23 protein-coding genes are annotated in these 24,936 nt (G+C 51.6%); 3 read left to right on the forward strand and 20 right to left on the reverse strand.

Annotated features, from left to right (window positions below; all coding sequences use genetic code 11):
• Nucleotides 1-17: 17 nt before the first annotated feature.
• From rsmB to M1Q06_RS10385, 8 genes are all read right to left on the reverse strand, one after another.
• Nucleotides 18-1,373, reverse strand: a complete 1,356-nt coding sequence (gene rsmB, locus M1Q06_RS10350) for a 16S rRNA (cytosine(967)-C(5))-methyltransferase RsmB (RefSeq protein WP_058383545.1) — start codon at nt 1,371-1,373, stop codon at nt 18-20.
• On the reverse strand, nt 1,370-2,302 hold the full coding sequence (gene fmt, locus M1Q06_RS10355) for a methionyl-tRNA formyltransferase (protein WP_434399527.1): 933 nt from the start codon (nt 2,300-2,302) through the stop codon (nt 1,370-1,372). Before fmt ends, rsmB begins: the two co-directional genes overlap by 4 nt.
• Entirely contained in the window at nt 2,299-2,805 is a 507-nt protein-coding gene (gene def / locus M1Q06_RS10360) for a peptide deformylase (RefSeq protein WP_101190549.1), read from the reverse strand. The genes fmt and def overlap by 4 nt, the downstream gene beginning before the upstream one ends.
• A gap of 18 nt (nt 2,806-2,823) precedes the next feature.
• On the reverse strand, nt 2,824-5,220 hold the full coding sequence (gene priA / locus M1Q06_RS10365) for a primosomal protein N' (RefSeq protein WP_434399528.1): 2,397 nt from the start codon (nt 5,218-5,220) through the stop codon (nt 2,824-2,826).
• Entirely contained in the window at nt 5,217-6,416 is a 1,200-nt protein-coding gene (coaBC, locus tag M1Q06_RS10370; RefSeq protein WP_434399529.1) for a bifunctional phosphopantothenoylcysteine decarboxylase/phosphopantothenate--cysteine ligase CoaBC, read from the reverse strand. The genes priA and coaBC overlap by 4 nt, the downstream gene beginning before the upstream one ends.
• A gap of 75 nt (nt 6,417-6,491) precedes the next feature.
• Nucleotides 6,492-6,716 carry a DNA-directed RNA polymerase subunit omega gene (rpoZ, locus tag M1Q06_RS10375; RefSeq protein ID WP_101190551.1) on the reverse strand — a complete coding sequence of 75 codons (225 nt, stop codon included), beginning with the start codon at nt 6,714-6,716 and terminating at the stop codon, nt 6,492-6,494.
• The gene (gmk, locus tag M1Q06_RS10380) at nt 6,716-7,336 is read right to left on the reverse strand and encodes a guanylate kinase (protein WP_434399530.1); all 621 of its coding nucleotides are present in this window, start codon (nt 7,334-7,336) and stop codon (nt 6,716-6,718) included. Before gmk ends, rpoZ begins: the two co-directional genes overlap by 1 nt.
• A gap of 1 nt (nt 7,337) precedes the next feature.
• On the reverse strand, nt 7,338-7,607 hold the full coding sequence (locus M1Q06_RS10385; protein WP_121297740.1) for an extracellular matrix/biofilm biosynthesis regulator RemA family protein: 270 nt from the start codon (nt 7,605-7,607) through the stop codon (nt 7,338-7,340).
• A gap of 122 nt (nt 7,608-7,729) precedes the next feature.
• Here M1Q06_RS10385 and M1Q06_RS10390 point away from each other — a divergent pair, with 122 nt between their 5' ends.
• The 3 genes from M1Q06_RS10390 to M1Q06_RS10400 all read left to right on the forward strand — a co-directional run bounded on the left by M1Q06_RS10390 (nt 7,730) and on the right by M1Q06_RS10400 (nt 11,086).
• Nucleotides 7,730-9,385, forward strand: coding sequence for an Rqc2 family fibronectin-binding protein (locus tag M1Q06_RS10390; protein ID WP_434399531.1), 1,656 nt, complete (start codon nt 7,730-7,732; stop codon nt 9,383-9,385).
• A gap of 168 nt (nt 9,386-9,553) precedes the next feature.
• Nucleotides 9,554-10,393: a transporter substrate-binding domain-containing protein gene (locus M1Q06_RS10395; protein ID WP_434402865.1), complete on the forward strand. Its 840-nt coding sequence runs from the start codon at nt 9,554-9,556 to the stop codon at nt 10,391-10,393.
• A 15-nt stretch (nt 10,394-10,408) separates the two neighbouring features.
• Nucleotides 10,409-11,086 (forward strand): amino acid ABC transporter permease, encoded by a 678-nt coding sequence (locus M1Q06_RS10400; RefSeq protein WP_058383536.1) that lies wholly within the window; start codon nt 10,409-10,411, stop codon nt 11,084-11,086.
• 309 nt (nt 11,087-11,395) lie between these two features.
• Here the strand turns inward: M1Q06_RS10400 and M1Q06_RS10405 are convergent, their stop codons facing one another.
• From M1Q06_RS10405 to pyrR, 12 genes are all read right to left on the reverse strand, one after another.
• Entirely contained in the window at nt 11,396-11,806 is a 411-nt protein-coding gene (locus M1Q06_RS10405; RefSeq protein ID WP_101190556.1) for a VOC family protein, read from the reverse strand.
• A 68-nt stretch (nt 11,807-11,874) separates the two neighbouring features.
• Complete coding sequence (locus tag M1Q06_RS10410; RefSeq protein ID WP_434399532.1) at nt 11,875-13,209, reverse strand: D-serine ammonia-lyase; 1,335 nt, start codon at nt 13,207-13,209, stop codon at nt 11,875-11,877.
• A 108-nt stretch (nt 13,210-13,317) separates the two neighbouring features.
• Entirely contained in the window at nt 13,318-13,947 is a 630-nt protein-coding gene (gene pyrE, locus M1Q06_RS10415; RefSeq protein WP_434399533.1) for an orotate phosphoribosyltransferase, read from the reverse strand.
• Nucleotides 13,944-14,636 carry an orotidine-5'-phosphate decarboxylase gene (gene pyrF, locus M1Q06_RS10420; RefSeq protein WP_434399534.1) on the reverse strand — a complete coding sequence of 231 codons (693 nt, stop codon included), beginning with the start codon at nt 14,634-14,636 and terminating at the stop codon, nt 13,944-13,946. Before pyrF ends, pyrE begins: the two co-directional genes overlap by 4 nt.
• A complete protein-coding gene (locus tag M1Q06_RS10425) occupies nt 14,633-15,547 on the reverse strand; it encodes a dihydroorotate dehydrogenase (RefSeq protein ID WP_434399535.1) in 915 nt (304 codons plus the stop codon). The genes pyrF and M1Q06_RS10425 overlap by 4 nt, the downstream gene beginning before the upstream one ends.
• Nucleotides 15,544-16,311, reverse strand: a complete 768-nt coding sequence (locus tag M1Q06_RS10430) for a dihydroorotate dehydrogenase electron transfer subunit (protein WP_434399536.1) — start codon at nt 16,309-16,311, stop codon at nt 15,544-15,546. Before M1Q06_RS10430 ends, M1Q06_RS10425 begins: the two co-directional genes overlap by 4 nt.
• Complete coding sequence (gene carB, locus M1Q06_RS10435; RefSeq protein WP_434399537.1) at nt 16,308-19,496, reverse strand: carbamoyl-phosphate synthase large subunit; 3,189 nt, start codon at nt 19,494-19,496, stop codon at nt 16,308-16,310. The genes M1Q06_RS10430 and carB overlap by 4 nt, the downstream gene beginning before the upstream one ends.
• Entirely contained in the window at nt 19,489-20,583 is a 1,095-nt protein-coding gene (locus tag M1Q06_RS10440) for a carbamoyl phosphate synthase small subunit (protein ID WP_175578499.1), read from the reverse strand. The genes carB and M1Q06_RS10440 overlap by 8 nt, the downstream gene beginning before the upstream one ends.
• A complete protein-coding gene (locus M1Q06_RS10445) occupies nt 20,583-21,857 on the reverse strand; it encodes a dihydroorotase (protein ID WP_121297750.1) in 1,275 nt (424 codons plus the stop codon). Before M1Q06_RS10445 ends, M1Q06_RS10440 begins: the two co-directional genes overlap by 1 nt.
• Nucleotide 21,858: 1 nt before the next feature.
• Complete coding sequence (locus M1Q06_RS10450) at nt 21,859-22,728, reverse strand: aspartate carbamoyltransferase catalytic subunit (RefSeq protein ID WP_121299450.1); 870 nt, start codon at nt 22,726-22,728, stop codon at nt 21,859-21,861.
• A 135-nt stretch (nt 22,729-22,863) separates the two neighbouring features.
• The gene (locus M1Q06_RS10455; protein ID WP_434399538.1) at nt 22,864-24,153 is read right to left on the reverse strand and encodes a solute carrier family 23 protein; all 1,290 of its coding nucleotides are present in this window, start codon (nt 24,151-24,153) and stop codon (nt 22,864-22,866) included.
• A 30-nt stretch (nt 24,154-24,183) separates the two neighbouring features.
• Nucleotides 24,184-24,723, reverse strand: coding sequence for a bifunctional pyr operon transcriptional regulator/uracil phosphoribosyltransferase PyrR (gene pyrR / locus M1Q06_RS10460; protein ID WP_058383525.1), 540 nt, complete (start codon nt 24,721-24,723; stop codon nt 24,184-24,186).
• Nucleotides 24,724-24,936: the final 213 nt, after the last annotated feature.

Consider the following 24,936-nt stretch of genomic DNA (forward strand, 5'->3'; position numbering starts at 1 on the left):
AGTGTACACCCCGCTTTTTAGCTTTCGGCAACTTGGCCGTCGGTTTTTCTGAAGCTTGCGATAAAAAATCCGTCACTCCCGAAATCCTGCGGGAAGACTTGGACAAATCCTTTGCCTTTGCTTTTGAAAGCAGCAGGCAATTCAGCAGGGATCTGTTCCATTTGCGGATGTGTGTTCATGAATTTCTCGGCAGTTCCGCGGTTCTCTTCGGTATCGACCGTACACGTGCTGTAGACGAGAATGCCGCCGGGCTTCAACAGCTTCACCGCTTCATCGAGAAGCGCAAGCTGAATCGTCTGCAAGCGCCCGAAATCATCCGGCGTTTTCGTGTATTTGATATCCGGCTTGCGCTTGATGACACCAAGCCCGCTGCAAGGTGCGTCCACCAGGATCCGGTCGAATTTTTCTTCGCCGAAGCGCTCGCTGCTTTCACGGCCGTCTCCGACTGTGGTTTCGATTGTCTGGTGTCCCAAGCGTTTTGCGGTTTCTTCAATCAATTTAACTTTATGGGCGTGCAAATCCATCGCCAGCACCGCCCCATGTCCTTCAAGCTTTTCGGCGATATGGGTCGTCTTCCCGCCAGGCGCCGCACACATATCGAGCACGGTCATGCCAGGCTCCACTTGCAGTGCATAAGCCGGCAGCATTGAACTTTCATCTTGTATGGTGATGAAGCCTTTTTCGAATGTTTGTGTGCGAACCGGTTGCCCGCCCGTAACGACAAGGCATTCCGGGATGATCTTGCTCGGTTCGGCAGTCAATCCTTCCGACTCAAGCATTTCGATTACTTGTTCCGGCGTCGCCTGCACGGTATTGACACGCACCGTCTGGAGTGGCGCTTTATTGTTCTCGAGCGCCATTTCGCGGGTTTTTTGCAAGCCGAATTGTTCCGACCAGCGCTTGATCATCCACGCCGGGTGGCTCGTTTCAATGGAAATCTTTTCGATCGGGTCGGCGATTTCATTGAATGAACGCACGCCAGACCGCTGGACGGAGCGCAGAATGCCATTCACCACAGATGCAATGCCCCCATGCCCGCGCCGTTTGGCGATTTCCACCGCTTCATTGATGACGGCATGGAACGGGATGCGGTCCAAATAAACGATCTGATAAAGCGATAGGCGCAAAAGCGTCCGTACCCATGGATCGAGCTTGCCTTTAATATACGGTTCCAAATAATAATCCAAGGTCATTTGATGCTGCAGCGTGCCGTAAGTGATTTCCGTCAATAAGCCTTTGTTTTTGGCGGAAATGCCGTAGCTGTCCATCGTTGTATTCAATAAGAGGTTGCTATATGCCTGTTTGTTTTCCACGGCATAGAGAATCGACAATGCTGCATCTCTTACATTGCCGTGGATTTTTTTGTTTTTCATTCGAATCGGTCCCCTGCCTGTAATTTCGGCCCACGTAAATAATCTTCAGCCGTCATGCGTTTTTTCCCAGCCGGCTGCAATTCTTTGATGGCAAGTGCGCCTTCGCCGGTTTGGACGATAATGGCATCTTTTGTCAATTCGATGATTTCACCCGGCGCGCCGGTTTTCTGGCTGTCGGCAATTTCCGTCCACCACAATTTGACATTGGCGTCTGCTAAAGTTGTGAACGCGACCGGCCATGGATGCAACCCGCGCACTTGGTTATAGATGTCACGTGCGGATTTGTTCCAGTCGATGCGTTCCTGCTCTCTTGAAATATTGCGAGCAAACGTGACAAGCTCCTCGTCCTGCGAAATCCGCGGATTGGTCCCGTCAATGATTGACGGCAAGGTTTCTTTCAATAAGTCCATACCGGCCGCACTCAATTTCTCGAACATGCTGCCGGTATGGTCCGTTTCTTCGATCGGTATCGATTTTTGTGAAATGATATCCCCTGCATCCAGACGATCCACCATATACATGATCGTCACGCCGGTTTCTTTTTTGCCGTCAATGATCGCCTGGTGGATCGGCGCACCTCCACGGTATTCCGGAAGCAGTGAGGCGTGCACGTTGATGGCGCCCAGTTTCGGGGCTTCGAGTACCGATGTGGGCAAGATTTGCCCGAATGCCGCTGTCACAATCAAATCCGGCTTTAGGTCGAGAATTTTTTGCGCTTGTTCGGGATCTTTCAGTTTTTCCGGTTGGTAGACCGGCAATCCAAGTTCCAATGCTTGCTCTTTCACTGGCGTCGGCGTCAGGATTTTCTTTCTGCCGACAGGGCGGTCGGGCTGTGTGACGACCGAAACGATGTCGTATCCCTCATCGGCAAGCATCTTCAAGATTGGAGCCGAAAATGCCGGCGTTCCCATGAAAACAATTTTGGTCAAAGCGAATCCTCCTCTTCCTGCTGGCGGATCAGTTCATCCAATTCTTCTTGGGTGACATATTTCTCGATTTTGCTCGTGAACAGCACGCCGTCCAAATGGTCCATTTCATGAAGGATGGCACGCGCTTCGTAACCTTCCGCCTCCAGTTCATACCACGAGCCGTCGCGTTCCTGGGCTTTGATTTTGATGCGGCCGTGGCGCTCGACTTCCCCGAAAATACCCGGGAAGCTCAAGCAACCTTCGATATCCGTCTCTTTCCCTTCGAATAGCGCGAGTTCCGGATTGATCATTTCAATCGGCTCCTGCCCTTCTTGGAAATCGACGATCGCGACGCGCAGTGAGACACCCACTTGCGGTGCGGCAATGCCGACACCGTCCGCTTCGATCATTGTCTCGTGCATATCGTCCAATAAAACAGCGAGCTGACGGTCGAATTCAGTGACCGTCTTGCAAGGGGTTTCCAATACTTCGTTCGGATGTTTCACAATTTTACGGATTGCCATTTCTATTCCTCATTTCTGCTACATGACTGTTGTTGGATTCATGTCGATGGACAAAGTTGCACCCGTTTTAATCCAGTCGCTGCGGTAGATTTTGATCAATTGCTGCAGCGCTTCAGCCAGCTTCGGTTCATTTTTGTATTTTATCAAACATTGATAGCGATATCTATTGTTCACACGCGCAATGAGCGATGCGGAAGGCCCGATAATAATGGTTTTGGGCGACAGGCGGTGGCGCAGGTATTCAGTCATCTGCTGGGCATAGCCCGACACCGTCATCAAATCCTCATGGGTGAACTGGATATTGACGACATAATAATACGGAGGGTATCCGCTCGCCCGTCGCATGGCCATTTCCTGCTCATAGAATGGTTCGTATAATTGGTCTTTTGCGAGCGTGATCGCATAATGCTCCGGCGTATAGGTCTGCACATACACTTCTCCCGGCAATACGTCGCGTCCTGCACGCCCGCTCACTTGCGTCAATAATTGATAGGTTTTCTCAGCTGCCCGGAAATCCGGCAAATGCAAAGTCGTATCCGCTGACAAGACTCCGACCAATGTAATATTCGGGAAATCCAAGCCTTTGGCGATCATTTGCGTGCCGAGGAGAATATCGGCTTTGCCCTCGCCGAATGCTGACAAGATCTTTTCATGTGCGCCTTTATTGCGGGTCGTATCGACATCCATCCGCAACACGCGCGCATCCGGCACGAGCTTCGCCAGTTCCTCTTCAACTTTTTGGGTCCCTGTGCCGAAAAAGCGGATATGGTCGCTTTCGCATTCCGGGCAAGTCGTCGGCACGGGTTCATCATAGCCGCAATAATGGCATTTCATGCGTTCGCTCGCTCGGTGATAGGTTAGCGAAATATCGCAGTTCGGGCATTGCAGCACCGTTCCGCAATCGCGGCATAAGACGAATGACGAGTAGCCGCGCTTGTTCAAAAACAGTACGACTTGCTCTTTCCGCGCCAGGCGCTCCCGTATCGCTTCTGCCAATTCCACAGAAAACATCGACCGGTTGCCGGTGCGCAGCTCTTCGCGCATATCGACAATATGAACCTCAGGCAGCGGCTGGTTTTTCGCCCGGTTTTTCAGCGCCAGTAATTCATAGACGCCTTTTTGGGCGCGCGCATACGATTCAAGTGATGGCGTCGCGCTTCCAAGAATGACGGGGCATTGATGCTGCTGGCTGCGCCAAATCGCCACATCCCGTGCGTGGTAGCGGGGCGAATCGTCTTGTTTATAGCTCGATTCGTGCTCTTCGTCGAGGATGATCAAGCCGAGATTTTGAAACGGCGCAAAAATCGCCGAACGGGCCCCTACGACGACTTTCACTTCCGCACGCTGGATTTTACGCCATTCATCGTATTTTTCCCCTGCTGATAAGCCACTGTGCAGCACTGCGACCAAATCGCCGAAACGTTCCTTGAAACGGATGGTCATCTGGGGCGTCAAGGAAATTTCCGGGACGAGCATGATCGCTTCCTTGCCTTCTTCAAGCACTTGGGCGATCGTCTGTAAATAAATCTCCGTTTTCCCGCTGCCGGTGATGCCATGAAGCAAAAAGGTTTTTTCCGTGTTGAGCGAGGATTGAATAGCATCGAATGCCGTTTGCTGTTCATCCGTCAAATCCAAAGCGATCTTTTGTTCAATAGCGGTCAGAAGGGAAGGGTCCCGATACGATTCCATGGACGAAAAATTGGCCATGCCTTTTTCCGCCAGTGCGTTGATTGTCGGGAGCGAAACACCCGCCAGCTTTTGCAGTTGGGAAGATTCAAAGCTTTGGCCCACGTGTTTCAAGAAAAACTCCTGCAGCTTCAATTGCTGCTTGGCGTTCGCTCTTATGGAGATATTTTCTATATCTTCTGCAGAATCTGTAATATGGACCATGCGTATTTTTTTCACGCCGGTTTTCTGCTGGATGTTCGTATCCGCAAGCACCGTACCTTTATCCATTTCCTTTTTCATAAGCCCATAGACCGCTTCCGCTTCCTGGGCACGGACAAAGTCACGTGTGCCGAAATACGGATGCAGCTCTTTCGGCAGCTCGTCGATAGCAGCATTCAACACGAACCGCTTCTCGTATTTGGCGCGAAGTGCTGCTGGCACCATGACTTGCAGGGCATCGATTTCAAAACACACCGTCTGGCGTTTCATCCATTGTGCAAGCTCGAGCATTTCTCCGTTCAATACGGGCACGACATCCATCAATTCGTGGATCGGCTTGAGCCGTTTTGGGTCAAATTCAGATGTGTCTTTGATAGTTGTAATAAAACCGAGCACTTTGCGGTTGCCAAAAGGCACTTTGACGCGCATGCCCGGCTCGGTGAGTGCCTGGAATTTTTCCGGCACTGCATAATCGAACGGCCGGTCAATCGGATGTGCGGCAACATCGACGATGACTTCGGCAATCATTTTGCAAATTCCTTTTCAGTGATAAGCGTTAACAAATCGAGCGCAAGCGCTTTTTTCGGCATGACCGGGAATGCCCTTTCGAATTCCCCGCGGCCGTAGACCGTCACTGCATTCGTGTCATGGTCAAAGCCCGCCGAATCCGCACTGACATCGTTGGCGATGATATAATCAGCATTTTTCCGCTCGAGTTTATCTTTGGCATATTGCGCCACATGATCGGTCTCTGCCGCGAAGCCGACCAGGATTTGATGGTTCTTCATTTGGCCGAGCTGCTGCAGGATATCTACCGTGCGCTCCAGCTCAAGAACCGAATTGCCTTCTTTTTTCTTAACCTTCTGCCCCGCGATGGCCGCCGGGCGGTAATCAGCGACAGCTGCTGTCTTGACGACCAAGTCTGCGCTGTCGTATTCACTAAGCACTGCTTCTAGCATCTGCTGTGCGCTTTCCACGTGAATGCGTTTGACACCGCTTGGCACCGGCAATGACACCGGGCCGCTAATCAAAATTGTCTCAGCGCCGAGTTCCGCTGCCGCTTCTGCCATGGCATAGCCCATCTTGCCGCTTGAAAAGTTCGTCAAAAAACGCACCGGGTCGATTCGTTCCCGAGTCGGCCCAGCCGTCACGACCACTTTTTTATCTTTTAATGGCTTGTTTTTCGTGAAATGGCCGGCCACCAGTTCAGTGATTTTCTCTGGTTCTTCCAAACGCCCTTTGCCTACATAGCCACAGGCCAAAAAGCCTTCAGAAGGCTCGATGAAACGGATGCCGTCATGATGCAAACGGTCGATATTGCGCTTGACTGCCGGATGGTCGTACATATGGACATTCATCGCAGGCGCGACCCAAATCGGTGCTGTCGTTGCAAGCAATATCGTCGAGACCATATCATCGCCTAGGCCATTTGCCATTTTAGCGATCATATTGGCGGTAGCAGGCGCGACGATCACGAGGTCCGCCCAGTCCGCCAAATCGATATGGGCGATGACTGAAGAATCTTTTTCATCGAATGTATCAAAATAGACATCGTTTCTGGACATGACCTGGAACGATAAAGGCTGGACGAATTGCTTCGCTGATTCTGTCATGACGACTTTCACTTCCGCCCCTGCCTGGGACAACTTGCTGACGAGGGCGACCGCTTTATAGACGGCGATGCCGCCGCTTACACATAATAGGATTTTTCGATTTGCCAACACCGCTAAACACCCTTTCTAAACAACAAACTCCCAAAGAACAGGTTCGCTCTGGGAGTCGTCAATTGAGATCATAAGTTAAATTTCGTCTTCGTAAATCGCGGATGCATCTTGCTGAACCGGCGTCAATGCACCAGCTGCAATCTCTTCAAGCGCTTTTCCAACCGCTTTGTGGGATACGTAGGAATCCAGTTTTTCATCGCCATGTTCGTGCAATTGGCGGGCTCTCTTGGACGCCAAAGCGACCAGGGAGTATTTCGAATCGATGCGGCTTTTCAGTTTATCAACAGATGGGTATAACATCAGGCATTCTCCTTTAGCATATCTAAGTATCTTTTTTCGACGCGTTCCCGCTTGCAATGTTCTGCGATGATGATGGCATTGATGCGGTCGCATGCGTGTTCGACTTCATCATTTTCGACGACGTAATCGTACAGGTTCATCATCTCGAGTTCTTTCCTGGCGGCATGGATGCGGGAAGCAATCAGTTCATCCGACTCCGTGCCGCGGCCGACCAAGCGCTCTTCGAGTTCTGAGAGGCTAGGCGGCGCAAGGAAGATGAACAAGCCATCCGGCACTTTATCGCGCACTTGCGCTGCCCCTTGCACTTCGATTTCCAAGAACACATCACGCCCGGCATCGCGCATTTTATTGACGTATTCGAGCGGCGTGCCGTAATAATTGCCGACGTACTCGGCATATTCAAGCAATTGTCCCTGGTCGATCAGTTCTTCAAACTCATGACGGGTCTTGAAGAAATAATCGACTTCATCCACTTCCCCTTCACGCGGTGAGCGCGTCGTCATGGAAATGGAATATTCATAATTTGTATCCGGCTGTTGGAACAGCTCTTTTCGCACCGTGCCTTTGCCGACGCCCGAAGGCCCGGACAGCACGATGAGCAGTCCACGATGTTTTCTCATTTTATCCCTCGCTTGCCTCATCATCATTTTCTTCAATCCGCGCAAGGGCCGTCTCGACCGACAAGGCGGAAATGACCACATGATCGCTATCCATGATAAAGATCGACTTGGTCTTCTTGCCGCCTGTCGCATCGACGAGCAAGCCTTTGCTGCGCGCTTCCTGCATCAAGCGCTTGGAAGGCGCCGAGTCCGGCTGGATCATCGACACGATGCGGTTCACTGACACCGCATTGCCCGCCCCGATGGATATGAACTTCGGCTTTCTCTTCATCTTCCTCACCGCCATTGATGCTCAAGTAATATATTCACGCTTAAAACTAACTGTCTTATTATATCATATTCTTCCGTGAAAATGATAAGATGGAACAAAACGATTTGAAAGAGGGATTTTTCATGGCATTTGATGGATTATTTACGAAAGCGATGACGAGCGAATTGCAACAGCTCATCACCGGAAGGATTTCAAAAGTTCATCAGCCTAATCAGCTCGAACTGCTCCTGCACGTACGCGCACAAGGAAAAAACCATAAATTGCTCATCTCGATCCACCCGTCTTATTCGCGGATTCATTTGACCAACACGGCAAACGTCAACCCATCGGAACCGCCGATGTTCTGCATGCTCTTACGCAAACATATTGAAGGCGGCGTCATCACGGGCGTCGAGCAGCACGGCTCCGACCGGCTGATCATCTTGCGCATCCGCGCACGCAACGAAATCGGCGACGAAATCGAACGCGAGCTCCATGTCGAAATGATGGGCCGGCATTCGAATATCATTTTAGTCGACGCCGAGCGCGACATGATTCTCGACAGCCTCAAGCATTTGCCGCCAAGCGTCAACTCCTATCGGACGATTTTACCGGGTCAGGATTATATTTTCCCGCCTTCCCAAGACAAACAGGATCCATTTGCGGCGGATGCTGACTTCACCGGGCTTACCGACAAGGAAATCGTCTCACAGTTTGCCGGCTTTTCCCCGCTGACGGCGAAAGAGTTGAACTACCGGCTCGAACGAGATCCTGATAGCGCTGCTGCCTTTTTGCAGGACTTCAATGATCCGGAACCGACCGGCTATTACGTCGAACAGCAAGGAAAAAGCTATTTTTCCGCGACTGAATTGACGCACCTGGGGCAGGACAATATGCGTTTTGATAATTTATCCGAACTGCTCGACCGGATTTATTACGCCAAAGCCGAGCGCGACCGCGTCAAGCAGCAGGCGGGTGACTTGGAGCGCTGGCTGCAGAACGAAATCGCCAAACTGAAATTGAAGCTGAAAAAATTGCAAAAAGAGCAGGATCAGGCACAAAAACGCGACCAATTGCAATTGAACGGCGAATTGATCATGGCCAATCTGCACACCATCAAAAAGGGGATGAAACAAGCGGAAGTCGTCAATTATTATAATGAAGAAACAGTGACGATCACTCTCGACCCGCGCAAGACACCGATCGAGAATTCCCAGAAATACTACTCGCGTTACCAAAAAGCCAAAACAGCGGTTGTTAAAACGCATGAACAAATCGAAAAGACGGAAGAAGATATCCGCTATTTCGAATTGCTCATGCAACAAGTGCAACAGGCGGGACTCTCCGATATCGAAGAGATCCGCGAGGAATTGGCGGAACAAGGCTATATGAAAGCACAGAAATCGAAGAAAAAGAAAAAGCCGCAAAAACCGAATGTCGAGCATTATGTATCCAGCACCGGCATTCCGATTTCAGTCGGCAAAAACAATAAGCAAAACGATTATGTGACTTTCAAGGTCGCATCGAAATCCGATACATGGCTGCACACGAAAGACATTCCAGGGTCCCATGTCATCATCCATTCGCAAGAACCGGATGAAGACACCATCCTAGAAGCTGCCAGCATCGCCGCTTATTTCAGCAAAGCGCGCGAATCGGCCTCCGTCCCGGTCGATTACACCGAAGTCCGCCAAGTGAAAAAACCGAGCGGCGCCAAGCCCGGTTTCGTGATTTATTTCGAACAGAAAACCGTCTACGTCACGCCGGATGAAGACTTGGTTTTGAAATTGAAAAAATAAGTTTGGACATGCCCGTACTGGCTTTTGCAGTGCGGGTTTTTTCTTACTACAAATTAAGTTTACATAATAATATTATAAAACAAATAATGCGGCAAAGCATTGCCCCAAGCTATAGTTAATGCTATCTTTTTATAGGACATCAATTAAGGGGGCCTATCATTGAATATCATGACGAAACGAACATACATAACTGCCGCCCTGTTCGGTACGGCAGCAATTGCATTATCAGCTTGCGGAAATGAAGCTGCTGAAACCGAACAGCCGTCAGAATGGGACCGCATCCAGGAGGAAGGCGTCTTGACTGTCGGTACATCCGGCACACTGTTGGCGACTTCATTCCGCGACGAAGAAAGCGGCGAATTGACGGGCTTTGAAGTAGAAGTCGTACGGGAACTCGGCAAACGCCTGGATCTTGACATCGAATTCCGCGAACTCGGATTCGACGAAATGCTGACAAGCGTCAGCACAGGACAGCTCGATATAGCAGCGAATGATATCGAAGTGACGGAAGAAATGACCGATCAATTCCTGTTTTCTACACCGATCAAATATTCCTACGGCACCGCCGTCGTACGTAAAGACGACCTGTCCGGAATCGAATCACTCGAAGACTTGGAAGGCAAAAAAGCAGCCGGCGTCTCAACATCCGTCTATATGCAGATCGCCCGCGATTATGGAGCGGAAGAAGTGACGTATGACAATGCGACGAATGAAATCTATTTGCGTGATGTCTCTATCGGACGGACCGATGTCATTTTGAATGATTATTATTTGTCGAAATTCGGCGTGGCCGCTTTTCCGGAATTGAACATAACCATCCATCCGGATATCAAATACCTACCATCTGAAGTCGGGCTGGTCGTCAATGAAGACAATGAAGAACTTCTTGAACAAGTCAATACCACACTTGAGGAAATGCTTTCCGACGGCACCATCAGTGATATCTCAGCCGAATTCTTCGACGGGGCGGACGTTTCCGTCGAACCGGATGTCGAAGAGGCAAATTAAAGGAGGGCCATCTGTATGAGCGATATCGAATGGGGGCTGTTGTTCGATCCCGAACTTGCCATCAATTCCTTGCCCTATGTGCTTGAAGGCATTTGGTTGACGCTGTTGATTTCGATGGGCAGCATGCTCGGCGGACTGGTCATCGGCTTTTTCATGGCGCTCGCCAGAACGTCAAAACAGCCGCTGCTCCATCTGCCGGCGCGCCTTTATATATCATTCATGCGCGGTGTGCCGATTCTCGTCATCTTGTTTTTGCTGTATTTCGCACTTCCTGTCATCGGCCTCGAATTCACCGCCTTGCAGGCAGCGCTCATCGGCTTCACCATCAATAGCGCCGCCTATATCGCGGAAGTGTTCCGCTCGGCTCTTGCCTCTGTCGACAAAGGCCAATGGGAATCGTCCACCGCACTTGGCCTTAGCTATTGGCAGACCATGCGCCGGATCATCTTGCCGCAATCGGTGCGCATTGCGGTGCCACCCTTATCGAATGTCTATTTGGACCTGATCAAGGCCTCGTCGCTCGCAGCCATGATCACGGTCCCGGAGATTTTCCAGAAAGCGCGCATTGTCGGCGCACGTGAATACGACCTGTTGACATTGCTCATCCTGGTCGCGCTCATCTACTGGGCCATCTGCACAGTCATGACCGTTCTTCAGAACTACCTGGAAAAACGCTACGCTGAATACTTATAAACATAAAACCGCACCGGAAATCTATCCGGTGCGGTTTTCAGAGTGTGGAAGAAGTCTATAATCCGCTATGAATGAAAAAGGAAAGCACCATTTCTACATTCAAAAATCAATATGCTATCTGAGTATTTGGAGAAGCGTTCGTTCGACTCCAGTGGATCAGCGAGACGACCGAGACCCCGCAAGGCGCATAGCGACTGAGGAGGCTTGGGCGCGAGCCCACGGAAAGCGAGCGATAAGCTTCGGAAAATACGGTTTCCTGAGTTTCTCGACAGCCTAAAAACCGCACCGGAAATTTCCGGTGCGGTTTTTTTATTCGAATGCCTCGTCTTCCATATACATGACTTCCCATAAATGGCCGTCCGGGTCGTGAAAACTCCAAGAATACATAAACTTATTGTCCATCGGCTCGTTTGCGGAACTGCCGCCGGCTGCCATCGCTTTTTCCACCCATTCATCAACGGCCTCCCGGCTAGACGCCGATAAGGCAATGATCGCCTCTGCACATTTGGATGTGTCGGCAATGTCTTTATGGGTGAAGCTTTTGAAGAAGTCTTCCACCAGCAGCATGGCGTACATATTGTGGCCGATGATCATGCAGGTTGCGTTATTGTCCGTCATCCGCTCATCGAAATCAAAGCCCATCTCGCCAAAGAACTTCATCGATCTCTCCAAATCCTTAACCGGCAAATTAACGAAAATCTGGTTCGCTTGAATGGCCATGTCTCCGCTTCCCTTCTTTTTCGTTTATCGTTCACTCTTCTATTCGTGGAATGAACTGAAAATCCTCCCTATCGTTTCAGTTTCTTTACCCTTCTTCCATAAAAGCCGGCCATCTCTTCCTCGGGGACGAGCGCCCCTCCTGTCAGCCAAACGATATGTGTCGCTTTTTCCGGATCGATGCCATGGTCTTCAGTATAGTTTGTCGCTGCCATCATGAACGGCCCGGCAAACCCGGCTGCTGCGGAAGGTTCGATTTTGATTTCTTCGCTATCCTTCAGCATGGCGAGCAGCGGAAACAACTCTTCATCTTCGACCGTCGCAATCCCTGAAATCAATTGCTCAGAACTTGTCGACGCGAAGCTCGATGCCCTGCCGACTGCGAGCCCGTCCGCTTCTGTCCTGTTGTCGATACCAATGTCCTGGACGCAGATGCCGCTCTTCAAGCCCGTCATGAGACCGAGCAAGACAGCCGGCGAATGCGTCGGTTCGATGAACACCGGGTGGACGTGATCGCCGAACATGTGGCGCAGCCCGAATGCGATCCCTCCTGGTGCACCGCCGACACCGCATGGCAAGTAGACGAATAGCGGATGCTCTTTGTCTACCGGAACTTTATTTTGTTCCAATTGCTGTTTCAAACGAAGTGCCGCCACGCTATAGCCGAGAAACAATTCGCGTGATTTCTCGTCATCGACAAAATAACCGTTCGGCAGATGAAGCGTCTCTTCGCGACCTGCCGTGACCGCTTCACTGAAGTCCCCACTGAATTCGACGACGCGGACGCCTTTTTGCCGAAGCAGCTCTTTTTTCCACTCTTTGGCGTCCGCCGACATATAGACGGAGACCTTGAAACCAAGCTCTGCGCTGATGATGCCGATGCTCAAGCCTAAATTCCCGGTCGATCCGACGCCGATGGAATGGTGTCCGAAGAACTTTTTAGCTTCGTCCGTTGCAAACCATTCATAGGAATCCTCCCGCGTGACAAGCCCTTCTTCCAGCGCCAGCGTTTCTGCATAGCGCAACACTTCGAAAAATCCGCCGCGCGCCTTCACCGATCCTGCAACAGGCAGTTCATTGTCGCATTTAACGAATAACTTCCCTGGCAGCTGCTCGCCGTAATACACTTCCAGTTGACGTCGCATGCGGCTAACTTCCCGCAATTCCGATTCGATGATTCCTCCCGTTTCAACCGTCTCGGGGAACACTTTCATCAAATACGGAGCGAAGCGCAGCCATAATTGTTCTGCCTCCTCCAAATCATGCATTGTCACCGGCAAGCCTTGTACCTGATTCATTTCCCTGCGTTTCGGGTTTAGCCAGACGACCGGCTTCAAGTCGAGCAAATCTCCCATCAGCGGATGTTCATCCGTCCATTTGTGGATTTCATGTTTGGTAAGTCCCATGTCTACCGCCTCCTTATCGTTAGTTGTACCATACCCCTTTTTGCTTTCTTTATTTCCTTAAGCAGATGAAAAAACCTTCACACATCCTGTCGATGTGCGAAGGTTTTCTTATGAAGTCAATGCGCCGGCTTTCAGTTTTTCGTGCCATTCGCTGAGCATCGGCAAATCCTCTGCCGCTATCGCTCCGCTTTCCCTGGCTTGTTCAACCAGTGCCGGGAAATCCGTCAAGGTGTGGAAGATAAAGCCCGCTTCCTGTATCGCTTGCTGTGCTTGAGGCAGCCCGTAAGTGAAGATCGCGGCAATTCCCGCCACTTCAAAGCCGGCATCTTGCAAGGCTTGTGCCGCCTGCAGTACGGATCCTCCTTTAGAGATCAAGTCTTCGATGACGACGGCTTTTTGGCCTGGCTCGATTTTTCCTTCGATCAAATTCGATTGTCCGTGGCCTTTCGGTTTCGAACGCACATAGACCATTGGCAGATCCAGGCGTTCGGCCACCCACGCCGCATGCGGGATGCCCGCCGTCGCGGTTCCCGCAATCACTTGCGCGTCCGGATACTCCCTGCGAATCGTTTCCGCGAGCCCATCAGCGATTGCCTTGCGGACGGTTGGATAAGACATCGTCAGCCGATTGTCGCAATAGATCGGCGATTTGACACCTGATGCCCAGGTAAATGGATCGTTCGGGCGCAACTCGACTGCCCCGATGGATAATAACTGTTGTGCGATTTGCTTTTTCATGAACGACCGCTCCATTCTCCGTTGATGTAATCATAGCTTTTTTGCGGGTTTTCCGAGCGGGTGATGGCTCTCCCGACGACGATATGGGTCGAACCTTGTGCTTTTGCATCGCTTGGCGTCGCGATGCGCTTTTGGTCATGGCTTTCCGATGCAGCCGGGCGGATGCCCGGTGTGACACGCAGGAAATCGTCGCCACATGCCACGCCGATTGCTTTCGCTTCATGGACCGAACAGACGACACCATCAAGCCCCGCCTGTTTCGCTAGTTTCGCGTAATGCACGACCGATTGTTCCAGGCTCACCGAAATCAATTGCTCTTGTTGCATCTGTTCTTCGCTCGTCGAAGTCAATTGCGTCACCGCAATCAATTTTGTCCCACTGCCGGCGAGCCCGCGTTTTGCGGCTTCCATCATGGCAAGGCCGCCTGCTGCGTGGACATTAACCATATCAACGCCGAGTTCTGCGATGCGGCGCATGGCAGCTTCAACGGTATTCGGGATATCGTGTAATTTTAAATCCAGGAAAATATCATGGCCGTAGCGATTCAATGTATGGACGAGTTCCGGCCCTTCCTGGTAGAACAATTCCATTCCGACTTTCACAAACAGTGGTTCTGTGAACTCCGATAAAAATTCTTCCACATCGAGCTTCGACGGGAAATCGAGTGCAATGATCGGTTTGCTGGTCATAAGCGATGGCTCCTTCCGGTGAGTTCTTGAACGGATTCATAGCCCAGTTCATGCAAGCGTTCCGGCAGCTTGTCGATCAGCTCGGGGCATACGAACGGATTGACGAAGTTCGCCGTTCCCACTGCGACAGCATTCGCTCCCGCTGACAGAAAGTCGATGACGTCATCCACTTCCGCGACGCCGCCCATTCCGATGATCGGCAGCTTTGTATGGCGCCGCACTTCGTAAACCATGCGAAGAGCGACCGGTTTAATCGCGGGGCCTGACAAGCCGCCTGTGATATTGGCAATGACCGGGCGTCCCGTTTTCGGGTCTAGCCGCATGCCGAGCAGTGTATTGATCATCGTGATCCCATCTGCCCCGCCTTCTTCGACCGCTTTGGCGAGCTGGACGACATCGGTGACGTTTGGCGATAGTTTCACGTAAACCGGCACGTCCGATACGTCTTTTACCATGCGCGTCAATTCTTTTGCAACATTCGGGTCCGTCCCGAAGGTGATGCCCCCTTGCTTGACGTTCGGGCAGGAAATATTCAATTCCAGTGCATGGACATTCGGTGCCTTGGAAATGGTTCTTGCGACTTCTACATAATCCTCTGCAAGTGAACCAGCCACATTAGCGATAATGGGAACATCGAATTGTTCGAGCCAAGGCAATTGTTCATCGACTACTTTTACAAGTCCGGGATTTTGCAGACCGATCGCATTGAGCATGCCGGATGAAGTTTCCGCAACGCGCGGCGTCGGATTTCCGAGACGCATCTCGGCAGTTGTCGCTTTGATCATGATCGATCCGAGTTTCGATAAATCATAGAGCTTTGCGTATTCTTGTCCGAAACCGAAGCAGCCGGATGCGGGCATGATCGGGTTTTTCAAATCGAGGCCTGGCAATTTCACGCGTAAATCCGTCATGAAATCACCACCCCTGCTGGAAATACGGGGCCATCTGAACATACTTTGATGTAATCCGTTTCGCTTCTAGTCGTCCGGCAGACGCAAGCAAAACATGCCCCGATGCCGCAGCCCATGCGTTGTTCATAAGATAAAAACCCTTTTTTCTCTGGGTACGCCCATTGCACCGCTTCGAGCATCGGCGTCGGCCCGCAGGAATAATAGGTATCGAAATCGTTCGGTAAGCCATTCAAAATATGGGTCACGAAACCTTCCGTCCCGTGCGAACCGTCGACTGTCGCAATATGCGTATCGCCGAGAGCCCTGAATTTATCTTCATAAAACACCGCTTCACTGCTTTCGAAGCCGAGAATGTGGACGGTTTCCACACCTCTCGTATTCAATTGCAATGCCAGTTCGTATAGCGGTGGCACGCCGATTCCCCCGCCGATCAAATAAGCTTTTTTTCCAGCTTCTTCAACCGGGAAACCATGTCCGAGCGGCCCCAAGACATCCAGTGTGTCGCGTTCTGTCTTTTGGGACAATAAGCTCGTCCCGCGCCCTTCCGAACGGTAGATCATCGTGAAGCTCGATGCTTCCTTGTCGATTTTCGCCACCGAGATCGGCCGGCGCAATAGCGGTTCAAAGCTGTCCGCCACACGCACATGGACAAATTGCCCCGGTTCGTTCATTTCCTGCACCAAAGATCCTGCTACGGTCAGTTCAAAAATGTTCTTTGCGATTTCAGTTTGGGAGACAATCGCCATTTTCTCCTGTTTGATCATACACCTGCCCCCATTTCCTCTGCCTGGAATGTCATCGATTCGATGACTCTGAGCATCGCTTCCGCTGTATCGAGTGAAGTCAAGCATGGTACTCCGTTTTCAACCGATTCCCGGCGGATGCGGAATCCATCACGTTCTGGCTGCTTGCCTTTTGTCAACGTGTTGATGACGATTTGTGCGTCGCCGTTTTGGATGACATCCAGCAAAGTGCGTCCTTCCGCACCGATTTTCCCGACTTGAGCAACGGCAATTCCGGCAGATTCGAAAGCTTGAGCCGTACCGCCAGTTGCCATAATTTGGTATCCGATATCCCGGAAGCGCTTCGCCAGTCCAACTGCTTCTTCTTTATCCTTATCCGAGACGGTCAGAAGTACGGTGCCATGGTCTTTTACTTCCATGCCAGCTGCAGCTAGCCCTTTATAGAGTGCTTTTTCAAGCGTGACGTCTTTGCCCATCACTTCTCCGGTCGATTTCATTTCCGGCCCGAGCGTAATATCGACGCGGCGCAGTTTTGCGAATGAGAACACCGGCACTTTGACATAGACGCCTTTTTTCAGCGGCGCTAGCCCCGTCGTATAGCCTTGTTCAATAATACTCTGCCCCAAAATTGCTTTTGTTGCGATGTTCGCCATCGGAATGCCGGTGATCTTGCTGAGGAACGGCACCGTGCGGCTTGAGCGTGGATTGACTTCGATGACGAACACTTCGCCTTTTGAAATGACGTACTGGATGTTTAACAAGCCGACAATTTTTAAGCCTTTGGCAAGCCGTGTCGTGTAATCGGTCAATGTCTCGATTTGCTGCTGCGAGATGTTTTGCGGCGGATAGACGGCAATCGAGTCACCAGAGTGCACCCCTGCGCGTTCAATATGTTCCATGATTCCAGGAATCAAGACATTCTCGCCGTCGCAGATGGCATCGACTTCAATTTCCTCGCCTGTCAAATAACGGTCGACTAATACCGGATGTTCCGGGCTTGCTTCAACGGCGTGTTCCATATAATGGATCAAGTCGCTTTCGTTGTAGACGATTTCCATCGCACGGCCCCCGAGTACATAAGACGGGCGGACCAGTACCGGATAGCCGATGTCCGAAGCGATGACCACCGCTTCTTCTGTCGATACCGCCGTTTTGCCGAGCGGCTGCGGGATGCCGATTTCATGGAGCGCCGCTTCGAATTTATTGCGGTTTTCCGCTCTGTCGATGTCTTCAAGCGTCGTGCCAAGAATCTTCACGCCATTTTTTTCGAGCTTGTCGGCCAAGTTGATCGCCGTCTGCCCCCCGAACTGGACGACAACGCCTTTCGGTTGTTCGAGGTCAATGATGTGCATGACGTCTTCAATGGTTAAAGGCTCAAAATAGAGCTTGTCGGAAATGGAGAAATCAGTCGAGACCGTCTCCGGGTTGTTGTTGATGATGATTGCCTCGTAGCCCGCTTCTTTGATCGCCCAGACGGAATGGACCGTTGCGTAATCAAATTCGACGCCTTGGCCGATGCGGATCGGGCCTGATCCGAGCACGATGACGCTTTCTTTGTCGGTGCGGATCGATTCGTTTTCGTCTTCGTAGCTGGCGTAGAAATAAGGCGTTTCCGATTCGAATTCTGCAGCGCATGTGTCGACCATTTTATAGACCGGCATCAAGCCTTGTGCTTTGCGCCATTCGTATACTTTCGCTTCTTCCGATGACCATAGCTTGGCAATCGTTCTATCTGCAAAGCCCATGCGTTTTGCTTTTCTCGTTGTCTCATAATCAAACGGATTTTGTTGTAAAACGTCTTCAAAGCGCACGATTTTATCGAACTTCTCCAGGAAGAACAGGTCGATTTGGCTCCAGTCGTGGATTGTTTCGATCGTCACCCCGCGGCGGAGCGCTTCGCCGATAAAGAACAGCCGCTCGTCGCCGGCTTTGCGGATGCGTTTTTCGATCCATTCATCGCTCATGTCCGTGCCGTTTTTCAGCTCGAGATGGAATTGTCCTGTTTCGAGCGAACGGACCGCTTTCAGCATCGATTCCTCGAACGTCCGGCCCATCGCCATGACTTCGCCGGTTGCTTTCATTTGCGTGCCGAGGTTACGTTTGGCTGCTTCGAATTTATCAAAAGGCCAGCGCGGGATTTTCGATACGACATAGTCGAGCGCCGGTTCGAATGCGGCGTAAGTACGTCCTGTCACCGGGTTCATCATTTCGCCAAGCGTCAAACCGACCGCGATTTTGGCCGCCAGTTTGGCGATCGGGTAGCCAGTCGCTTTGGATGCCAGTGCAGAGGAACGGCTGACGCGCGGGTTCACTTCGATGATGTAATAATCGAAGCTATGCGGGTCGAGCGCGAGCTGGACGTTGCATCCGCCCTCGATTTTCAAGGCGCGGATGATTTTCAATGATACGTTGCGGAGCATTTGGTATTCACGGTCCGACAAGGTTTGGCTCGGTGCGACGACGATTGAGTCGCCGGTATGGATGCCGACCGGATCGATATTTTCCATATTACAGACGACGATGGCGGTATCCTCCGCATCGCGCATCACTTCGTATTCGATTTCCTTGAAACCGGCAATCGATTTTTCCAGCAAGCATTGTGTCACTGGACTGTATTTCAATCCTGATGCGACGATTTCATGCAGTTGTTCGTCGTTATGGCAGATGCCGCCGCCCGTTCCGCCAAGTGTAAAGGCTGGTCGGACGATGACTGGATAGCCGATTCTCTCCACAAAACGTTTCGCTTCTTCCATATTGTGGATGATATCAGAATCCGGTACCGGTTCCCCGAGTTCGTTCATCAAGGTGCGGAACAAATCGCGGTCTTCCGCTTTATGGATCGCTTCCAGCTTGGTTCCTAAGATTTCAATATCCAGTTCATCCAAAATCCCTGATTCGTCCAATTCGATGGCCATGTTGAGCCCTGTCTGTCCGCCGAGAGTCGCAAGCAAGGCATCTGGCCGTTCTTTTCTTAAGATGCGGCTAACGAATTCCAAAGTGATCGGTTCGATATACACTTTATCGGCGATTTCGGTATCGGTCATGATCGTCGCCGGGTTGGAGTTAATCAAAATGACGCGGTAGCCTTCTTCTTTCAAAGCGAGGCAGGCTTGTGTGCCCGCGTAGTCGAATTCTGCAGCTTGGCCGATGACGATCGGGCCAGAACCAATTACGAGGATGCTTTTGATATCTTGTCTTTTAGGCATGTTGTTGCTCCTTCCGCTGTGCGTTCATCATTTCCAAAAATCGGTCGAACAGATAGTTTGAGTCTTCCGGTCCCGGTGAGGATTCCGGATGGTACTGGACGGTGAAGGCTGGGTAATCAAGGTGCGCCAGCCCTTCGTTCGTTCCGTCGTTGAGTGCGGTATGCGTCACTTTCAGGCGCGTGCCTTGCAAGGTTTCTTCATCGACTGCATAGCCGTGGTTTTGTGACGTGATTTCGATTTTACCGGTGACAAGATCGCGCACCGGGTGGTTGCCGCCGCGGTGTCCGAACTTCAGCTTGAACGTCTCGGCGCCGCAAGCTCTTGCGAACAATTGATGGCCGAGGCAAATTCCGAAAATCGGCACTTGTCCAAGCAATTCTCCGACAACATCCACACATTCCGGCACGTTTTTCGGGTCTCCTGGTCCGTTTGACAGCATGACGCCATCCGGTCCCCAAGCAAGGATCTCCTGAGCGCTCGTATTATGCGGCACGACAATAACATCGCATTTGCGTTTGTTCAGCTCGCGCAAAATCCCGTGCTTCATGCCGTAATCGATCAAGACGACGCGCTTGCCGCGTCCCGGGCTTGGATAAGGGCGTGTAATCGACACTTGCGCTACTTGGTCAGTCGGCAAAGGGGTTTCTTTCAGCTTCCCGACCACTTGTTCCACATCCGGCTCTTCCCCAGCAGCCGTCAAAATGCCTTTGATCGATCCGTTGACGCGTATCAATCGTGTAAGCTTTCGCGTATCGATTCCCGCGATGCCCGGGATGCCTTTTTTCTCAAGCAATTCGCTCAAGCTCATGGTGCTTCTGAAATTCGACGGAAAATCAGCAGCTTCCCGGACGACCATGCCTTTGACGGCTGGGTCGATCGATTCGAAGTCATCGCTGTTGATGCCGTAATTGCCTTGCAGCGGGTAAGTCATCGTGACAATCTGCCCGCAATAGGATGGGTCGGAGAGGATTTCCTGATAGCCGGTCATGCTCGTGTTGAACACCACTTCCCCGAATGATGCCGTTTGTGCGCCGAATGCTTCCCCTGCGAATACTGTGCCGTCTTCTAAGATCAAATAACGTTTCATCAGTTTTCCTCCTGCCATGCGATGTCACCGCCGAAAATGGTCATTACTGGCCAGCCGGTGCAAGTTTGTCCGCCAAATGGCGTGTTCGTTCCTTTGGAAAGGAAATCTTCCGTGCGGATTTCCTGCTGTTTGTCCAAGTCGAGCAGCACCAGGTCGGCTGCTTGTCCTGCCTCAATCGTCCCGTATGGAAGGCCAAACACATCCGCCGGCTTTTTCGTCAACCAGCCGATCAATTGCCCGAGAGTCCATTTGCCGCTTTGGACAAATTCCGTATACAGGAGCGGGAACGCCGTTTCGAATCCGACGATGCCGAATGGCGCTTTTTCCATGCCGTTCGCTTTTTCTTCCGCCGCATGCGGGGCGTGGTCCGTCGCAATGAAATCAAGTGTGCCGTCGAGCAGCCCTTCGTGAAGCGCTTCGTAATCTTCTTTCGCGCGAAGCGGCGGGTTCATTTTGTAATTCGCGTCGTCGCCTGGGATGTCATCTTCCGTTAGCAATAGATGATGGGGCGTCACTTCCGCCGTGACGCGGACGCCTGCCCGTTTTGCGTCGCGGATGACGCGAACCGACTCTTTCGTGCTGACGTGGCAGACGTGATAATGTGCGCCTGCCGCTTCAGCAAGCAGGATGTCGCGCGCGATATGGACCGACTCTGCAACAGACGGGATTCCAGGCAAGCCCAACTCGCGGCTTCGCTTGCCATCATGCATGACGCCGCCGTAGATCAGGCTATTGTCTTCGCAATGTGCGACGACAGCCATATCGAGGTCTGCGGCTTCTTTCATCGTCTCGAGCATCATTCCTGCTTCCTGGATGCCAACACCGTCGTCTGTGAACGCAAAGGCGCCATGTTCTTTCAGTTCTTTCAAATTGGTCCGTTCTTTGCCCGCTTCGCGGATCGTGATGGATGCATACGGCAAAACCCGGATGAGCGCATTTTTTTCGATCAAGCTATTGACGTGATCGAGATTTTCTTTCGTGTCGGGTACCGGCCGTGTATTAGGCATGGCGCAGATGGTCGTATAGCCTCCGCGTGCCGCTGATTTCGTGCCGCTTTCAATGGTTTCCTTTTTTTCTCCCCCCGGTTCACGCAGATGGACATGGACGTCCACAAATCCTGGTGCGATCATTCGGCCTTTGCCGTCGATTTCCGTTTCTCCCTGCCCGTTCAACTGTGCCCCGATCTCCTCGATGCGGCCATCCTTGACGCGGATATTCGTTTCCTCCAATTGTTCCCCGTTCAACATCTTTACGTTCTTAATGAATAATCCCATTTTATTCTCTCCCTTTCATTGCATATTCAAGTACAGCCATCCGGACGAAAACGCCGTTTTCCATTTGTTTGAAGATTCTTGAACGCTGGCATTCGACGAGCGAATCCGCGATCTCCACTCCCCTATTGATTGGTGCCGGATGCATGATGATGGCGTCTTTTTTCATTTTGCGCTCGCGTGCTTCTGTCAATCCGAATTTAATATGGTAGCGTTCTTTGGAAAATAATGCGGAGACGGCGTGCCGTTCATGCTGCACGCGGAGCATCATGACGACGTCCGTTTCGCCGATCAAGGCATCCAAATCATCGGTTGTGTCGTAGTCGCCGCTCCACTCTTCCGGACACACGAAGCTGACTTTCGCACCGAGTTGTTTCAGTGCGGCTGCATTCGACTTGGCGACACGGCTATGGGCGATATCCCCGACAATCGTTACATGGATGCCATCGATGCGGCCGAACTCCTGATGGATCGTGTACAGATCGAGCAGCGATTGCGTCGGGTGCTGGCCCGAGCCGTCGCCGCCGTTGATGACCGCTACTTTGCAGCCTGCTAGCTGCTGGTAATATTCTTCTTCCTCGTGGCGGATGATGACCGCCTTGACGCCTATCGCTTCCATCGTTTTCACCGTGTCGTAGAGCGTTTCGCCTTTTAGAATGCTGGAAAAGGCCGTTTCGAATGGCAGTACGGATAGCCCAAGACGATGTTCAGCCATCTCAAAGCTCATTTTTGTCCGTGTGCTCGGTTCGAAAAATAAATTGACGACCGCCCCCTCGAGTGACGCTTTTTCACCTTTTTCGAACTGCTCGGCTCGCTTCAGCAAATTCATGATTTTGTCGTTTTCAAGATTGTTCATCGTTAACAGATTCGGCAATTTGCTCACGCCCTTTCGTTGACTGTACAAAAAAACACCTTCCCAGGGGCAGGAAGGTGTAAGGAAATAAGGGTAGACTGCACCCCTATCCATAACCCTTTCCATGCCTCTCTGGACATTCCTTAAAAGGTAAGTTTATTCAGTTCCATCATCCAATTCCTGTTTGTTGAGCCCAGGCAGGATTAAGTTCAAGATTACGCCGACGATGGCGGCTAGCGCCATTCCTTCGATCGCGAACGATTCGCTGAACTCGAGTTTCGCGCCGCCGATCCCGATGACCAGGATGACCGACGAGATGACCAAGTTGCGGTTATTGCCGAAGTCGATGCCGTTATCGACCAGCATCCGTAGTCCGGACGAAGCGATGATGCCGAACAACAGGATCGAGATGCCCCCGAGCACTGCTGTCGGAATCGTGTCGATGACTGCCATCAATTTTCCGAAGAACGAGAACAGGATGGCGAATACCGCAGCACCCAGAATGACATAGACGCTGAACACTTTCGTGATGGCAAGTACGCCGATGTTTTCGCCGTAAGTCGTTTTCGGCGGGCCTCCGACAAGCGAGGAGATGAACGTCCCGATGCCGTCGCCCAAAATCGAGCGGTGAAGTCCCGGGTCTTTTATGTAGTTGCGGTCGACAATCTTGCCGAGTACGAGCTGATGTCCGATATGCTCAGAGATTGTGACGATGGCGATTGGCACCATGACGAACAACAAAGTCGGTGTCACTTGGAAAGAGTAATCAATTCCCGGCAGCAAAAATTCCGGTACTTGGAACCAGCTAGCCGCTGCCACTGGAGCAAAGTCGATAATGCCGATGAGTGCCGAGTAAGCGTAACCCGCGATGATGCCAATCAAGATCGGCATAAGCGAGATGATGTTCTTGAAGTAAATATTGCAGATGATGGCCGTGGCGAGCGTGACCAAAGCGGCTGAGAAATGCAGCAGGCTGTATTCAGAGCCGCCGTCTGCTGTCGGGATGTTCATGGCCATGTCGACCGCTGTGCCGGACAGTGCCAGCCCGATGACAATGATGACCGGGCCGACGACGATCGGTGGCAAGAGTTTCATGAGCCATTTGTAGCCGGTCTTCCAGATGACTAGCGAGACGATGGCGTAGACGAGCGAGACGAACATCGCGCCGATCATCGCCGAACCGATGCCGCCTGTTTCCGTGGCGATCTGTATCGGGACAATAAAGGCGAATGAAGATCCGAGGTAAGCCGGCACTTTGAATTGCGTGATGAGGACGAAGATGATGGTGGCGATGCCGCTCGTCAATAGCGCGATCGCGGGGCTCAAGCCAACTAGCTGCGGCACCAGGATCGTTGCGCCGAACATGGCGAACATGTGCTGCAGGCTAAGGGAAATCCATTGCCCCGTTTTTGGTTTATCGTGTATGTCTAGAATGGCATTGCTCAAGCTGTTTCTCCCCTGTCTCTGTAATGATTCTTAGTCGTTGATGGTGACGCGGTCGGTGCTGTCGCTTTCTGTCATCTCGACCACGATTCGTTCTTCACTCGAGGTCGGGATGTTTTTCCCGACATAATCGGAGCGAATCGGCAACTCCCGGTGTCCACGGTCGATCAGGACGGCGAGCTGAATCTGCGCCGGACGGCCGAGATCCATGACCGCATCCATTGCTGCTCGGACAGTGCGGCCCGTGTAGAGAACATCATCGACCAGGATGACTTTCTGGTCTTTAATGCTGTGTTCGATATCGACTTGCTGGACAAGCGGTTCCTGGCCCGGGTTTTTCTGGCTTAAATCATCCCGGTAAAGCGTGATGTCCAGTTCGCCTGTCAGAATGGGCTTGCCTTCGATTTGTTCGATTTTCTCCGCCAAACGCTTGGCGATGAATGCGCCCCTTGTCTTGATGCCGACTAAGATGCATCCGTCGATTCCTTTATTGCGCTCGATGATTTCGTGGGCGATGCGTGTAATCGCGCGCCCGATTGCCTTATCATCGAGAATGACCGCTTTTTCTGCCATGTGTTCCACTCCTTTATGATTGCATCGAAATTTCTGCATAAAAAAACCCTCCGCCGAAGAGGCGAAGGGTGCATAAGCGCAGAAAAAAACCTTCCGGAAGACACACTTCCGGCTTTGCGAATATCCCTTTTCAGCCTCTCTGGACTGTTCTTAAAGGTGATGCGTATTCAGTTGACTGGTCTAAGTATAAAGAACAGCCATTTCGTTTGTCAA

The sequence above is a fragment of the Planococcus sp. 11815 genome (genome assembly GCF_051096385.1).
Taxonomy (GTDB): domain Bacteria; phylum Bacillota; class Bacilli; order Bacillales_A; family Planococcaceae; genus Planococcus; species Planococcus citreus.